13 protein-coding genes are annotated in these 13914 nt (G+C 73.5%); 2 read left to right on the top strand and 11 right to left on the bottom strand.

Features of this window, described 5'->3' with window-relative positions:
* Positions 1-83 precede the first annotated feature (83 nt).
* From AOM04_RS05865 to AOM04_RS14495, 3 genes are read right to left on the bottom strand one after another with little or no spacing between them, the layout of a single operon-like run.
* Positions 84-971 (bottom strand): co-chaperone YbbN, encoded by an 888-nt coding sequence (locus AOM04_RS05865; RefSeq protein ID WP_062463698.1) that lies wholly within the window; start codon positions 969-971, stop codon positions 84-86.
* Between the two features lie 25 nt (positions 972-996).
* A complete protein-coding gene (locus AOM04_RS05860) occupies positions 997-1974 on the bottom strand; it encodes a DUF8094 domain-containing protein (protein ID WP_062463696.1) in 978 nt (325 codons plus the stop codon).
* Complete coding sequence (locus tag AOM04_RS14495; RefSeq protein WP_156160630.1) at positions 1971-2963, bottom strand: hypothetical protein; 993 nt, start codon at positions 2961-2963, stop codon at positions 1971-1973. Before AOM04_RS14495 ends, AOM04_RS05860 begins: the two co-directional genes overlap by 4 nt.
* A 147-nt stretch (positions 2964-3110) precedes the next feature.
* Between AOM04_RS14495 and AOM04_RS05850 the strand changes: the two genes are divergently transcribed.
* Together AOM04_RS05850 and AOM04_RS05845 are read left to right on the top strand one after the other, a co-directional pair.
* On the top strand, positions 3111-6224 hold the full coding sequence (locus AOM04_RS05850) for a hypothetical protein (RefSeq protein ID WP_062463692.1): 3114 nt from the start codon (positions 3111-3113) through the stop codon (positions 6222-6224).
* Positions 6224-6628: a hypothetical protein gene (locus AOM04_RS05845; protein WP_062463689.1), complete on the top strand. Its 405-nt coding sequence runs from the start codon at positions 6224-6226 to the stop codon at positions 6626-6628. The genes AOM04_RS05850 and AOM04_RS05845 overlap by 1 nt, the downstream gene beginning before the upstream one ends.
* Before the next feature lie 241 nt (positions 6629-6869).
* Here the strand turns inward: AOM04_RS05845 and AOM04_RS05840 are convergent, their stop codons facing one another.
* The 8 genes from AOM04_RS05840 to AOM04_RS05805 form a co-directional block, all read right to left on the bottom strand.
* Positions 6870-7634, bottom strand: coding sequence for an alpha/beta fold hydrolase (locus AOM04_RS05840; RefSeq protein ID WP_062463687.1), 765 nt, complete (start codon positions 7632-7634; stop codon positions 6870-6872).
* A gap of 35 nt (positions 7635-7669) precedes the next feature.
* Complete coding sequence (locus AOM04_RS05835; protein ID WP_062463685.1) at positions 7670-8419, bottom strand: alpha/beta hydrolase; 750 nt, start codon at positions 8417-8419, stop codon at positions 7670-7672.
* Between the two features lie 12 nt (positions 8420-8431).
* Positions 8432-8737: an Rv1322 family protein gene (locus AOM04_RS05830; protein ID WP_062463683.1), complete on the bottom strand. Its 306-nt coding sequence runs from the start codon at positions 8735-8737 to the stop codon at positions 8432-8434.
* Positions 8738-8849: 112 nt separating this feature from the next.
* Positions 8850-10301, bottom strand: coding sequence for a glycoside hydrolase family 1 protein (locus AOM04_RS05825; protein WP_062463681.1), 1452 nt, complete (start codon positions 10299-10301; stop codon positions 8850-8852).
* A gap of 230 nt (positions 10302-10531) precedes the next feature.
* On the bottom strand, positions 10532-11227 hold the full coding sequence (nucS, locus tag AOM04_RS05820) for an endonuclease NucS (protein WP_062463679.1): 696 nt from the start codon (positions 11225-11227) through the stop codon (positions 10532-10534).
* On the bottom strand, positions 11227-11517 hold the full coding sequence (locus tag AOM04_RS05815) for a F0F1 ATP synthase subunit epsilon (protein ID WP_062463677.1): 291 nt from the start codon (positions 11515-11517) through the stop codon (positions 11227-11229). The genes nucS and AOM04_RS05815 overlap by 1 nt, the downstream gene beginning before the upstream one ends.
* 2 nt (positions 11518-11519) lie before the next feature.
* Positions 11520-12998 (bottom strand): F0F1 ATP synthase subunit beta, encoded by a 1479-nt coding sequence (gene atpD / locus AOM04_RS05810; protein WP_062463675.1) that lies wholly within the window; start codon positions 12996-12998, stop codon positions 11520-11522.
* A gap of 17 nt (positions 12999-13015) precedes the next feature.
* Positions 13016-13912, bottom strand: a complete 897-nt coding sequence (locus AOM04_RS05805; protein WP_062463673.1) for a F0F1 ATP synthase subunit gamma — start codon at positions 13910-13912, stop codon at positions 13016-13018.
* Between the last annotated feature and the right edge of the window lie 2 nt (positions 13913-13914).

Below are 13914 nucleotides of genomic sequence, written 5' to 3'. Positions count from 1 at the left end.
CCACGCCGGCAGGCGCTCCGCCAGGGCGGCCGCCGGCCGGCGCGTCGCGCGCCGGAACCGTGCCGAGCGAACCCGCCCGGCGCTCAGTAGAGCGCGGAGGCGAGCGCCTGACGCGCGCGCAGCACGCGCGGGTCGGCCGGGTCGGACACGTCGAACAGCTCGAGCAGGCGGGCCCGCACGCGCTCACGCTCGTCCCCCGCCGTCGCCCGCACCAGGTCGATGAGGCGCGCGAACGCGTCCTCGAGCTGGCCGCCGAGCATGTCCATGTCGGCGACCGCGAGCTGCGCGTCGACGTCGTCGGGCGCATCGGCCGCGGCCTTGCGCACGGCGTTGAGGTCGGCCGTCAGCGAGCGCGCCATGAGGCGCACCTGGGAGCGGCCGGCGCGGGCGTCCGCGTCCTTGGGGTTCTCCCGCAGCGCCTGGTCGTAGGCCGCCTCGGCCGCGGCGAGGTCGCCCCGGTCGATCGCGTCGTACGCCTCCTGGTGGAGCGGCGGCAGCGGGGGCTCCTCGGGCGCGGGGGCCTGGCCCTCCGGGGCGCCCTCGCCGAGCCCGGTCGCCGCACCCATCTGCTGGGCGGCGGCGATCACCTGGCCGAGCACCTCGTCGATCTGCTCGCGCGCGACGGCGCCCTGGAACAGCGGCGCGGGGCGCCCGCCGATGAGCGCGACCGCGGCGGGCACCGCGCGGACCTGGAACGCCTGCGCGATGGCGGGCTGCGCGTCCACGTCGCACGCCGCCGCGACGATGCCGCGCGCGGCCGCCGCCTCGCCCAGCGTCCGCGCGAGCTCCTCGCTCTGCGGGGACGCGGTCGAGATGAACGCGATCACGACGGGCCGCTGCATCGACTGCTGCGCGAGCTCCTGGAAGGCGGCCTCGTCGATCGTCGCGATGCCGGACTCGGCGCGTCGGGAGCGGGCCGCGAGCGCGGCGAGGTCGACGGCGCCGCGCATCGCGGCGGGGGTGTCGGTCATGGGTCTCCTTGTCGGGGAGGCCGGGCTACTTCGCCTCGACCTTGATGAGGTGGTGGTCGGCGGCCACGACGACGGGCTTCTCGTCGGCGTTCGCCGGGATGTGGATGACGATGAAGTCACGGTAGGTGTGCGTGACCTTGTCCTTGAGCTTGCCGTTCACGAGCGCCTTGTCCGCGTCGGAGATCGACACGGTCGCGCCGTTCTTGACCTTGAGCGACGACTTCACGGTGAGCGGCGTGAACACGAGCGCGCCGCCGTCCGCCGTCGCCATCGCGTAGGTGTCGCTCATGCGCGTGTCGATGAAGTCGGAGTACGAGCCGTCGCCCTTCTCTGCGGCCGCGTTGAGCACCTTCCGCGCCGCGAACAGGCGCTCCCGATAGGTGTCCTTCGCGAACTCGGGCGCCTTCTCGGACTTGTTGCCCTCGCGCAGCAGCTGCACGTAGTCCTCGACCACCTGCTTGGGCGACGGCGTGACCGTGTCCGTGTCGAGCGGCAGCTGCGCGGAGCCGACCGCGGTGCCCGGCATCGCGGGCAGGGTCGCGCCCGGCACCATGTGCGCCCACTCGACGAGCTGGTAGTCCGAGTTCACGTCCTCCTGGAGCCACATGGCCACCACGGGGGTCGCGCCGTCGGGGGCGGCGGTCACGCCGACCATGATGCGCGGGAACGTCTCGTCGGCGCTCACGTACACCGCTTGCATCGTCGAGGGGATCTCCTCGATCGCGGCCTTGTCGCCGGCCTTGGCCAGCTGGTACTCGACGCCGCGGATGCGGACGGCGGCGCCGCCGACGCGGGTGCCGAGCTTCTCGACGTCCTTGGCCTTGTCGGCGGCCTGGAGCTCCGCGAACGTCGCGGGGACGATGCGGTCGATCTGCGTCTGCGTGACCGCGGAGGTCTCCTGGGCGGGCGGGGCGTCGACCGCGGCCGGGACCGCCGGCGTGCAGCCGGCGAGCACGAGGAGGCCGGCCGCGGACGCGCCGATGATGGCTGCGTTCCTTCTCATGCGCGGTCCTCTCCCTCGTCGGTGCCCTCGGCGGGCGGCGCATCGTCCCCCTCGCCGGCGGCGTCCTGAACGTCCTGCACGGGGATCTCGCCCGTCGTGGGGGCCCACCTGCTCGCGGGATGCTCCTCGGCGACGGGGACCTCGCCCGTGGTCGGGTCGTCCTCGCCCGTCACGATCGGGATGCCGCCGGTCGCGGTGGCCGTCTCGCGGCGCTCGCGCCGGCTGCCGGGGGTTGCGGGCGCGGCCGTCTTGCGGCTCGCGACCGCCTCCTCGACCTTGGTGCCCGCGCCCCGGTGGTCGATGAGCAGCGAGATCAGCGCGATGAGCCCGACCACGGCGAGGATGCCGCCCCACCACTTGAGGGGCGCGATCCAGCCGTCGTTGACCACGCGGTCGATCGTCATGCTCACGTCCGTGAGCGGCGCGCCGTCGGCGGACTCCGCGACGATGGTGAGGCCCACGGGCAGCTTGTCGGTCTCGAGGGTGAGCGTGCCGTCGCCGTCCCACGAGTCGCGCCAGATGTCCGCGATCGCCGGCTGGGCGGAGGCGCTCGGCTCGGGCGACGCGGAGGCCGATGCCGCGGGCGACGACGACGCGTTCGCCGCGGGCGACGCCGACGCGGACGGTGAGGTCGAGGCGGAGGCCGACGCGGACGGCGACGCGCTCGGCTCGGATGCGGCGACGGGAGCGGTCGCGAGATCGTCCCAGGTCGGGACGCCCGTCACCTGGGTGGCGTCGCGCGAGGCGGCCCACGCCTCGGCGTCGGCGGTACGGGCGGAGTAGGCGACGATGCCGCCGTCGCCCTCGATGGTGATCGACCCGCCGGGCGCCATGGCGACCAGCTCGGGACCGATGACGAGGATGGGGGTGTCGAGCGCGGCGTGCGGGGTCCCGAAGGATGCCGGGCGCGTCGCATCGGCGATCAGCCCGCCGATGAGGAGGAGCAGCCCGAGCGCTCCCGCGATGAGCGCGGTGGTGCGCAAAGTCACGTGGTTCTCCGTTCGTCTCGCTGTTCACTCTACGAGACAAGGTCCGAACGAGGCTCCTCATGACTTTGTTCCGGGCGCCGCACGGGCACTACCCTGAGGGGCGAACGCGCGGCGTGCCACCCCCTGCGCGCGCGACCGAGGAGAGTCATGGCCGAAGAGAACCTGCCGTTCCCGCTTGCGATGCGCGGTTACGACCGCGAGGCGGTCGCCGCCCACATCGCACGGCTGGAGGACTCCGTCCGGGAGCAGGCGGCGCAGGCCGACGATGCTCGCCGCGAGGCCCAGCAGGTGCGCTCGTCGCTCGACGAGGCGCAGAAGGCGCTCCGCGAGAACGAGCAGCCCACCTACAAGGGCCTCGGCGCGCGCGTCGAGCAGCTGCTGCGCTCGGCCGAGGAGCAGTCCTCGGACGTCATCGCCCGCGCGAACACGCACGCGCAGGACACGGTGGCCCGCGCCAACGTCGCCGCCCAGCAGCTCCGCGCCCGCGCGGACAACGAGGTCGCGGAGATCCTGGCGCAGAGCCGCCGCGAGGCCGACGAGATCAAGACCCAGGCCGAGCACACGGCCGCCGGGCTGCGCGAGGCCGCCGAGCGCCAGGCCGGCGAGTCCGTCGAGCGCGCCCAGCGCGAGGCCGAGCGGATCCGCTCGGGCGCGGAAGCCGAGGCCGCCGAGGCCCGCGCGACCGGGGAGCGCGAGGCGCACACGCTGCGCGCCACCGTCGAGCGCGAGGCGACCGAGCTGCGCGTCACGAGCCAGCGTGAGGCCGCCGACCTGGTCGACGCCGCGCGCGCCGACTCCGAGCAGAAGCTCGCCCACGCGCACCAGGAGTCCAACCGCCTGCGCGACGAGGCCGCCGCGTTCCTCGCGGCGTCCCACACGGAGGCCGACGAGCTGACCGAGGCGACCCGCGTCGCCACGGAGCGCCTCAAGGCCGACGCCGCGCGCATCGTCGCCGAGTCCCGGGAGGAGGCCGCCGCCACCCGCAAGGCCGCCGAGGCCGCGGCGGGCCACTCGATCGCCGAGGCCGAGCGCGAGGCCGCGAACCTGCGCGCCGTCGCCGAGGCCGAGGCCTCGGACATGCGCATCTCCGCCGAGAGCGACGCCGCGACGCTGCGCAACGACGCCGCCGCCGCGCTGGCGCACGCGTCCGACGAGGCGCAGGAGCTGCGCGAGGGCGCCGAGCACGACGCCGCCGAGGCGCGCCGCGAGGCCGCCGAGGAGGTCGCCCACCTGCGCGCGCTCGCCGAGCGCGAGACCGGCCAGCAGCGCCGCGAGGCCGACGCGTACGTCGCCGACCTGCGGCACACGGCCGCCGAGGACGTCGCCCAGCTGCGCCACACCGCCGACCAGGAGGTCGCGGACGTCCGGGCGCTCGCCGCCCGCGAGACGGCCGAGCTGCGCACCGCCGCCCAGGCGGAGGCCACCGAGCTGCGCGACAGCGCGGAGGCGTACGCCGCCCAGCTGCGTCAGGAGACCGAGGCGTGGGTCGCTCACCTGCGTCAGGAGACCGAGGCGTGGGCGGCCACCGAGCGCCGCGACGCCGAGCAGCACGCCGCCCAGGTCCGCAAGGACGCCGACGCGTGGGCCGCTGCCGAGCGCCGCGACGCGGAGGAGTACGCCGCCCAGCTGCGCAAGGAGGTCGAGGCCTGGTCCGCCGCCGAGCGCCGCGACGCCGAGCAGTACGCCGCCCAGCTGCGCGCCGAGACCGAGACGTGGGCCGCCACCGAGCGCCGCGACGCCGAGCAGCACGCCGCACAGGTCCGCGCCGACGTCGAGGCCGAGGCCGCGGCGCTGCGCGACGAGGCCGCCGGCGAGGTGGCCGCCCTGCGATCGTCCGCCGCGATCGAGGTCGCGGCGCTGCGCGAGGCGACCGATGCGTGGGTCGCCGAGCAGCACGAGGACACCGACGCGTGGGTGACCGACCAGCGCCGCGCGACGGACGCGTGGGTCGCCGAGCAGCACGAGACCACCGACGACGCCGTCGCCGAGAAGCGCCGCGAGGTCGAGGCGTGGGCCACGCAGACCCGCCTCGAGGTCGAGGCATACGACGCCGACACGCGTCGCGAGGCCGACGCCTACGCGGGCGAGACCCGCCGCGAGGCCGACGGCTACTCCACCCGCGAGCGCCAGGCCGCCGAGGCCTACGCGGGCGAGCAGCACCGCGGCGCCGACGCGTACGCCGCGCAGCAGCGTCGCGAGGCCGACGCCTACTCGGCGCACCAGCGCCGCGAGGCGGACGCGTACGCCACGCACATCAAGGAGACCGCGGACGCCGAGGTCCTCCAGCTGCGCGACGCGACGGACGAGGAGCTCGCCGAGCTGCGCCGCACCGTCGAGGAGGAGACGGCCGCCCTGCGCGCCGACGCCGACGCCCAGCACAAGGACGCGCGCCGCCAGGCCGCCGACCTGCGCCGCGGCGCCGAGGAGGAGGCCGCCGCCCTGCGCGCCGCCGCCACCACCGAGTCGCTGCAGATGCGTCAGGCCGCCGAGTCTGACACCGCGGACCTACGCGCCACCGTCAACGCGGAGCTCGCCGAGCTGCGCTCGACGGCCGATGCCGAGTCCGCCCGCCTCATCCGCGAGGCCGAGTCGACCCTCGCCCGCGCCCAGCAGCAGTCCTCCGACCTGCGCGCCTCGAGCGAGCGCGACGCCAAGGACGCGATCGCGAACGCCCAGGCGGAGGCCAAGCGCCTCGTCGACACCGCCACCGTCGAGGCGACCCGCATGCGCGAGGAGGCCCAGGCCGAGGCCGAGGCCGCGCACGAGGACGCCCGTCGCACGCGCGAGGACCTCGAGCTCGAGGTGGTCACCACGCGCGAGCAGGCCGAGCGCGAGCTCACGCGCCGCCACGAGGAGGCCACGGCCGAGACCGCCGCGATGGTGGACGACGCGAAGCGCCGCACCGGCGAGGCCGAGGACCGGCTCGCCGCGACCCTCGAGCGCGCCGAGTCGGTGCGCCGCGAGGCCGAGGTGCACTCGCAGACGCTGCTCACCAACGCCCGCAACAACGCCGACGAGATCGTGTCCGAGGCGCGCGAGCACGCGGAGGCGATCATCTCCGAGGCCGTGAGCGACGCGGAGCGCGAGCGCACCATGGCCGCGCGCGAGGTCGACGAGCTCAACCGCCAGCGCGAGTCCATCACCACCTACCTCGACGACCTGCGAGGCCTGCTGGGCGCGGACCCGGTCGCGAACCTCGCCCGCGCGAGCCGCCTCCAGGCGGAGCACGAGTCCGAGGCCGCCGAGCGCTCCGACGCCTGATGGCCGACCGCGACGACCACCAGCGCCTGGCGGACGCGCTCGACCGCCGGCGCCGGGAGGAGTCGCGGGCAGCCGCGGTGCTGCTCGAGGCGTTCGCGCGCGACGCCGTCGCGGCGGGCGTGCGCCCCGAGACGCTCACCGCCCGCACCTACTCGGGCCAGTCACGGGTGCGCACCCAGGTGTCCGGCTGGTACCTCAAGCGGGACCGGTCGGTGGGCGTGGGCACGGACGGCCGCTTCTACGTGCTGTCGACGCCGGGGGGCCTCAGGGAGCGCCTGCGCGGCGCGACCCTGTCCCCGGGCGAGCCGCCGCTCGAGCTCGGGCGTGGGGGCCGCGACGGCGAGTCGCTGCCGCTGACCGAGGCGATCCGCCTGCGCCTCGAGGCCGGGAACGGCTGGGGCTGACGCCCGCACCGCTCGGGCGCGGCGCGCATCGTCCGCCGCCCGGACCCCACCACGGGGCCACGGGGACGCGAGGAGGGGCACCTCACGCCCCCCTCGTGGTGAGGTGCCCCCCTCACCTGGAATGGTGACACCGCGATGTGACGTGCGCCACAGGTGGCGGCAAGAATTCACACGCCGGTAACGCGCTCGCGGGACGCCCGTGGGGCGCCCGACGGGCCGCCGCGGGACGATGCGGCGCGCGTCAGGACGCGGCGACGCGCCCCAGCAGGTCCGCCACCAGGGCGGACACCCGCTCGGGGGCCTCGAACGCCGCCAGGTGGCCCACGCCCGCGAGCGCGACGGGCTCGACGCCGAGCGCCTCCGCCATGATGCTCGCCTCCGCGGCCCCGGTGATCGCGTCGAGCTCGCCGTACGCGACGAAGGCCGGCACGTCGATGGCCGCGAGCACGCCGGTGCGGTCGGGCCGCGCCGCCATGGCGCGCTGCCCCCACGCGATGCCGTCCCCGCCGTGGCGGGCGACGTTCGCGGCGACCGCGGCGACGAGCGCCTCGCGCCCCTCCCCCTGCGAGCCCACGAGCCCCTCCGCGGCGCCCCGCGGGTCGGGGTGGCCGGAAGCGCCGTCGACGGCGTCCGCGAGCGCGAGGCGGGCCTCACGGGCCTCCTCGGTGTCCTCGACGGACTTGGTGTCGACGAGCCCGAGGCCCGCGACCGCGTCCGCGTGGCGCTCGGCGACGGCCATCGCGATGTAGCCGCCCATCGAGCAGCCCACCCACACGGCCCTGTCGTGGCCCGTGACCTCGCGCATCGCGAGCACCGCGGCGTCCGCGATGAGCTCGAGCGACGGCTCCTCGTCGGGCAGCGGCATGTCGCCGATGCCGGGCACGTCGAACGTGATGATGTCGCCCGGGACGTCGGGCAGCGCGTCGATCAGCGGGTCCCATTGGGCGCGGTCGACGGGGAAGGCGTTGAGGAGGACGAGGGGCGTGCCGTCGGGGACGAGGCTCACGGGAGACTCCTTCATGCCTGGTGCGGTCGCTCGACTCATTCCACCATGGACGCGGGCACCGCGTGCGGCAGCGGCGCGCGGTCGGGCGCGACGCGCTCGACGATCGCCTCGTGGACGAGCGCCACGAACCGCTCCCCCACCCACAGGTGCTTCGCCTCGGGCACGGGGATGAGCTCGAGCTGGGTGAGGGGCGCGAAGCGCTCGCGCGCCTCGTCGGGCGTGAGGAAGTCGTCGTGCTCGGGCACGAGCGCGGTCACCGGGCGGCCGGTCGCGGCCCACGTGCGCAGATCCTCGTCCGTCGCGCGGTGCAGCGGCGGCGACAGCAGGATCGCGCCCTCGACGTCGAGGTCGGCGCCGTGCATGAGCGTGAGCTCGGTGCCGAAGCTCCAGCCCACCAGCCACCGGTTCGGCAGGCCGCGGCTGACGGCGAAGTCGACGGCGGCGCGCACGTCGGCGGCCTCCGTGATCCCCTCGCCGAACTCGCCCTCGCTGCGGCCGCGCGGGGACGAGGTGCCGCGCGTGTTGAAGCGCAGCACCGCGAGGCCCGCGAGCGCCGGCAGGCGCCACGCGGCCTTGCGGTAGACGTGGGAGTCCATGAAGCCGCCGTGCGTGGGCAGGGGGTGGAGCATGATGAGGGTGCCCGTGATGGGGCCCTCCGCGGGCAGTGCCAGCTCGCCGACGAGCGTGAGCCCGTCCTCGGTGCGCAGCTCGATGTCCTCACGGTCGGCCCTGAGCACGGTCATCGAGCGCAGCTCGACGAGGCCTTCGGCGGTCTCCTGAGTCATGGTGTCCTCTCGTCAGCGGGCGCGGCCGAACGACTGCCAGCAGCCCGTGTGCCAGTGGCGGCGCGACTCCGCCGCCGCATCGGCGCCCATGATGCCGTCCACGGGCCACGCCACGACGTGCTGGACCTCGCCCGAGATCTCGCCCTGGCAGCCGGGGCACACGAAGGTGCGGTCGGTGGGGCGCGGGATCGCGACGTAGAAGTCCTCGCCGCGCGGGCCCGTCTCGATGCGGGCCCGGTTGCCCCACACGCGGTCGACGTCGAGCTCCTGATGGGGCTGGCCGTACGGGCGCTTGGAGGAGCGACGACCGGAGGGCATGGGTCCCAGTCTACGGACCGATTGGCAATGACAGATGTGACGGGTGGGACTGACGGCGCTCCGCGCCGTCGTCCCCGCCCGTCACATCTGTCACAAATGTCATTGCCAGTCGTCAGTACGTGCGGGCCGGGGTCTCCAGCTCGGCCTCGAGGTCCACGATCGGCAGCGGGTCGCGGCGCGCGATGGTCGCGCGGTACCAGTACGCCGAGTCCTTCCAGCGGCGCTCCTGGGTCGCGTAGTCGACGCGCACGAGGCCGAAGCGCTTGGCATAGCCCTGCGCCCACTCGAAGTTGTCCATGAGGCTCCACGCCATGTAGCCGCGCACGTCGGCGCCCTCCGCCATCGCGGCCTCGACGGCGCGCAGGTGGTCGTGGAGGTAGGAGACGCGCTCGTCGTCGCGCACGCGGCCGTCGGCGTCGAGGACGTCGTCCCACGCGCCGCCGTTCTCCGTGACGTACAGCGGCTTCCCAGTCTCGTGATGGATCTTCATGAGGTGCGCGTGGAGCGCGCCCGGGTCCACGTTCCAGCCCATCGCGGTGACCTTGCCGGGCGGGGCCATGAACTCGATCTGCTCGTCGCCGGGCCACGGCGAGTTCGCGCCCGCCTTGTGGCCGTCCGCGAGCGTGGCGACCTCCGAGGCGGCCTGCGGCTTGTTCGCGTTGTGACGCACCACGTGGGACGCGTAGTAGTTCACGCCGAACCAGTCGACGGCGCCCTCCATCTCGTCGAGGTCGCCGGGCTTCACGAACGACCAGTCGGTCAGGTGGACCGTGTTCGCGCGCAGGATCGGCGGGTAGGTGCCGTGCGTGAACGGCTGGTGGAACATCGTGTTGGCGAGCGCGTCGATGTGCGCGGCGGCGGCGCGGTCCGCGGGGTTGGAGGGGTCCCACGGGCGCGGCGTGTGCGAGTTGTTGACGATCCCGACCTGGAGCTCGGGGCGCACGTCCTTGATCGCGCGGTAGGCGCGTGCGTGCGCGAGCAGCAGGTGGTGCGCGGCGGTGAGGCCCTCGACGTCGTCCGCGTGGCCGGGGGCGTGCGCGCCGGCGCCGTAGCCGACGAACGAGCTCACCCACGGCTCGTTGAACGTCGCCCACATCTCGATCGAGTCGCCGAGCTCCTCGACCATGCGCACCGCGTAGGGCACGAACGCGTCGACCGTCTCGCGGCTGAGCCAGCCGCCCCGATCCTCGAGCGCCTGCGGGAGGTCCCAGTGGTACAGCGTCGCGAGGGGCGTGATGCCCTTCTCCTTGAGACGGGCCACGAGCGCCTTGTAGAAGGCGATGCCCTCGGGGTTGAACTCCCCCGTGCCGGTCGGCTGCACGCGCGGCCACGAGATCGAGAAGCGGTACGCCTGGAGGCCCAGGTCGACCATCATCTCGATGTCGCGCTCCCAACGGTGATAGTGGTCGCACGCGACGTCGCCCGTGTCACCGCCGACGGTCTTGTCCGGCGTGTGCGAGAACGTGTCCCAGATGGACGGGCCGCGGCCGCCCTCGGTCGCGGCGCCCTCGATCTGGTAGGCGGCCGTGGCCGCGCCGAAGATGAAGCTCTCGGGGAAGGTCATGCGTCGAGGGTAGCCGAAACGTTTCGAGCGCCGCGCACGCCGGCACCCCCGATTCGCTGGGCACGGTACGACCCGCGACACGCCGCGTACCGCGACACGGCTCGGGGTCGGCCCGGCGTGGCGCGGACGGAACCGTGCGGAGCAAACATGCGGGGCAAGGGGGCCGCCGCATCGTCCCCCGGACGCGGCTCACCCCCGAGCGGGAGCCGCTCGGGGGTGGGTGACGATGCTCAGAACAGGCGGGAGGACAGGTCCTCATTGCCGCGCATGGCCTCGTAGTCGAGCAGCACGCAGCGGATGCCGCGGTCCTCGGCGAGGACGCGGGCCTGCGGCTTGATCTCCTGGGCCGCGAAGACGCCCTGCACGGGAGCGAGCAGGGGGTCGCGGTTCATGAGCTCGAGGTAGCGGGTCAGCTGCTCGACGCCGTCGATCTCGCCGCGACGCTTGATCTCGACCGCGACGGAGGCGCCCGCGGCGTCCCTCGCGAGGATGTCGACCGGGCCGATGGCGGTCATGTACTCGCGCCGGATCAGCGTGTGGCCGTCGCCCAGCAGGGTGATCTGCTCGGCGAGCAGCTCCTGCAGGTGCGCCTCCACGCCGTCCTTGATGAGGCCGGGGTCGACGCCGAGCTCGTGCTCGGTGTCGGACAGGATCTCGTGCAGCTCGATCTCGAGCCGGTCCTCGGTCTTGGCATGCTGGACCACCCAGACCTCGGTGACGCCGCGCCCCGCGGCCTCCTCCGTGACGGAGGAGGCGCGCAGGGTGCACGGCGGGCTCATCCAGTTGAGCGGCTTGTACGAGCCGCCGTCCGAATGGAGCAGGACCGAGCCGTCGGCCTTGACCATGATGGCCCGGGTCGCGAGCGGAAGATGCGCCGAGAGCCGCCCGGTGTACCGGGCCGCGCAGCGCGCGATCACCACCCGCATCAGTGTGCGGCCGTCTCCCCCGCCGCGGCCGCGGGAGCCGCGGGCTCCACGACCACCGTGACCACGTCGTGGTCGAAGGAGACGAAGCCCGCCTCGATGGCGAACTCGGCGTCGCCGTCGACCCCGCCACGGACCCGCACGGTGCCCGCCTTGAGGACGGACAGCACGGGCTCGTGGCCGGTGAGGAGGCCGATCTCGCCCTCCACGGTCGGGGCGATGAGACGCTCCGCCGTCCCCGACCAGAGGACCCGGTCGGGGGCGACGACGTCGATCGTGAGCGGACCGGCCATGATCAGCCGATCTCCTTCTGGATGCGGGCCCAGTTCTTCTCGAGGTCCTCGAGACCACCGATGTTGAAGAACGCCTGCTCGGAGATGTGGTCGTACTTGCCGTTCACGATGCCCGAGAAGGCCTCGACGGTCTCCGTGAGGGGGACGGTCGAGCCGGGCACGCCGGTGAACTGCGTGGCCATGTACGTGTTCTGCGAGAGGAACTGCTGGATCTTGCGCGCACGCGCGACGATGATCTTGTCCTCCTCGGAGAGCTCGTCCACACCGAGGATCGCGATGATGTCCTGCAGCTCCTTGTTGCGCTGGAGGATCGACTTGACGTCGTTCGCGGTGTCGTAGTGGTCGCGGCCCACGTAGCGCGGGTCGAGGATGCGCGACGTCGAGGTGAGCGGGTCGATCGCGGGGTACAGGCCGCGCGACGCGATCTCGCGCGACAGCTCCGTCGTCGCGTCGAGGTGCGCGAACGTGGTGGCCGGCGCCGGGTCGGTGTAGTCGTCCGCGGGGACGTAGATCGCCTGCAGCGAGGTGATCGAGTGGCCGCGGGTCGACGTGATGCGCTCCTGCAGCTGGCCCATCTCGTCCGCGAGGTTGGGCTGGTAGCCCACCGCGGAGGGCATGCGGCCGAGCAGCGTCGACACCTCGGAGCCCGCCTGCGTGAAGCGGAAGATGTTGTCGATGAACAGCAGCACGTCCTGCTTCTGGACGTCGCGGAAGTACTCCGCCATGGTCAGCGCCGACAGGGCGACGCGCAGACGCGTGCCCGGCGGCTCGTCCATCTGGCCGAACACGAGGGCGGTCTGCTTGATGACGCCCGACTCGGTCATCTCCTGGATGAGGTCGTTGCCCTCACGGGTCCGCTCGCCGACGCCCGCGAACACCGACACACCGTTGTGGTTGTTGGCGACGCGGTAGATCATCTCCTGGATGAGGACGGTCTTGCCGACGCCCGCACCGCCGAAGAGGCCGATCTTTCCACCCTGCACGTACGGCGTGAGGAGGTCGATCGACTTGATGCCGGTCTCGAACATCTGAGTCTTGGACTCGAGCTGGTCGAAGGCGGGCGCCTTGCGGTGGATGGGCCAGGTCTCGTTGACCTCGATCTTCTCGCCCGGCTCCGCGTTGAGGACCTCACCGGTCACGTTGAACACGTGGCCCTTGGTGATGTCGCCCACGGGGACGGAGATGGGCGCGCCGGTGTCGGTGACCTCGGCGCCGCGGACGAGGCCGTCCGTGGGCTTGAGGGCGATGGCGCGCACGAGGTTGTCGCCGAGGTGCTGGGCGACCTCGAGCGTCATGTGGAGCACGCCCTCGTCCTCACCCTGCGACGACAGGTCGATGTCGACCGTGAGCGCGTTGTAGATGTCCGGGATCGCGTCGGCAGGGAACTCGATGTCGACGACCGGGCCGACGACGCGCGAGACGCGACCGACGACGGGCGCGTCCGCGGCGGGGGCCGAGGTGGTCTCTGCGGTGGTGGTCATGGATCTCTCGCTTCTTGTCACGAGGCCGCGAGCGCATCGGCGCCCGAGACGATCTCGCTGATTTCCTGGGTGATCTCGGCCTGACGCGCCTGGTTGGCGAGCCTGGTGTAGTTGCGGATGATGTCCTCGGCGTTGGAGGTCGCCGTGTTCATCGCGCGCTGACGGCTGGCGAGCTCGGAGGCCGCGCAGTGCAGGAGGCTGCCGAAGATGCGCGACTCGATGTAGCGCGGCAGCAGGGCGTCGAGCACCTGCTCCGGCGACGGCTCGAAGTCGTACAGCGGCTGGACCTCGCCCTCCTCGGGCTCCTCGACGCCCTCGACGATCTCGAGCGGGAGCAGGCGAAGCACCTGAGCCTGCTGCGTCACCATCGAGACGAACCGCGTGCCGACGATGTAGATCTCGTCGACGCCGCCGTCCTCGGCGTCCGCCTGGAAGCGCGAGAACAGCGCACGGGCCATCTCGCGGGCGGTCTCGCGCGTCGGCGCGTCCGAGCCGCCGGTCCACTGGCCGGCGAGCTCGCGACGACGGAACGAGTAGTACGACACGGCTCGGCGACCGGCGGCGAACTGCACGATCTCCTTGCCGTCCGCCTCGAGGCGCCCGCGCAGGCGCTCCGCCTCACGGATGACGTTCGCCGAGTAGGCGCCCGCCATGCCGCGGTCGGCGCTGATGACCAGCACGGCCGCGCGACCGGTGTCGGTACGCGCGGTCGTCAGCGGGTGGTCGACGCCGGAGTGCGCCGCCACCGCGCTGATCGCGCGCGTGATGGCCCGCGTGTACGGGGTGGCCTGCTCCACACGGAGCCGGGCCTTCCCGATACGCGAGGCCGCGATGAGCTCCATCGCACGGAAGATCTTCTTGAGCGAGCTGGTCGCCCTGATCCTCTGGCGATAGACGCGCTGCTGTCCGGCCATCG

The sequence above is a fragment of the Demequina soli genome, assembly GCF_000971195.1.
GTDB lineage: Bacteria > Actinomycetota > Actinomycetes > Actinomycetales > Demequinaceae > Demequina > Demequina soli.
Note: the sequence above shows the minus strand (reverse complement) of the source record. Positions and strands in the feature narration are given on the sequence as shown.

Bases quoted from the DNA above. Each gene is read 5' to 3' on its own strand.
- nucS (WP_062463679.1), bottom strand. From the start codon at position 11,227: ATGCGGGTGGTGATCGCGCGCTGCGCGGCCCGGTACACCGGGCGGCTC.
- AOM04_RS05860 (WP_062463696.1), bottom strand. From the start codon at position 1,974: ATGAGAAGGAACGCAGCCATCATCGGCGCGTCCGCGGCCGGCCTCCTC.
- AOM04_RS05850 (WP_062463692.1), top strand. From the start codon at position 3,111: ATGGCCGAAGAGAACCTGCCGTTCCCGCTTGCGATGCGCGGTTACGAC.
- AOM04_RS05825 (WP_062463681.1), bottom strand. From the start codon at position 10,301: ATGACCTTCCCCGAGAGCTTCATCTTCGGCGCGGCCACGGCCGCCTAC.
- AOM04_RS05805 (WP_062463673.1), bottom strand. From the start codon at position 13,912: ATGGCCGGACAGCAGCGCGTCTATCGCCAGAGGATCAGGGCGACCAGC.
- AOM04_RS05815 (WP_062463677.1), bottom strand. From the start codon at position 11,517: ATGGCCGGTCCGCTCACGATCGACGTCGTCGCCCCCGACCGGGTCCTC.
- AOM04_RS05835 (WP_062463685.1), bottom strand. From the start codon at position 8,419: ATGACTCAGGAGACCGCCGAAGGCCTCGTCGAGCTGCGCTCGATGACC.
- atpD (WP_062463675.1), bottom strand. From the start codon at position 12,998: ATGACCACCACCGCAGAGACCACCTCGGCCCCCGCCGCGGACGCGCCC.
- AOM04_RS05845 (WP_062463689.1), top strand. From the start codon at position 6,224: ATGGCCGACCGCGACGACCACCAGCGCCTGGCGGACGCGCTCGACCGC.
- AOM04_RS05830 (WP_062463683.1), bottom strand. From the start codon at position 8,737: ATGCCCTCCGGTCGTCGCTCCTCCAAGCGCCCGTACGGCCAGCCCCAT.
- AOM04_RS05865 (WP_062463698.1), bottom strand. From the start codon at position 971: ATGACCGACACCCCCGCCGCGATGCGCGGCGCCGTCGACCTCGCCGCG.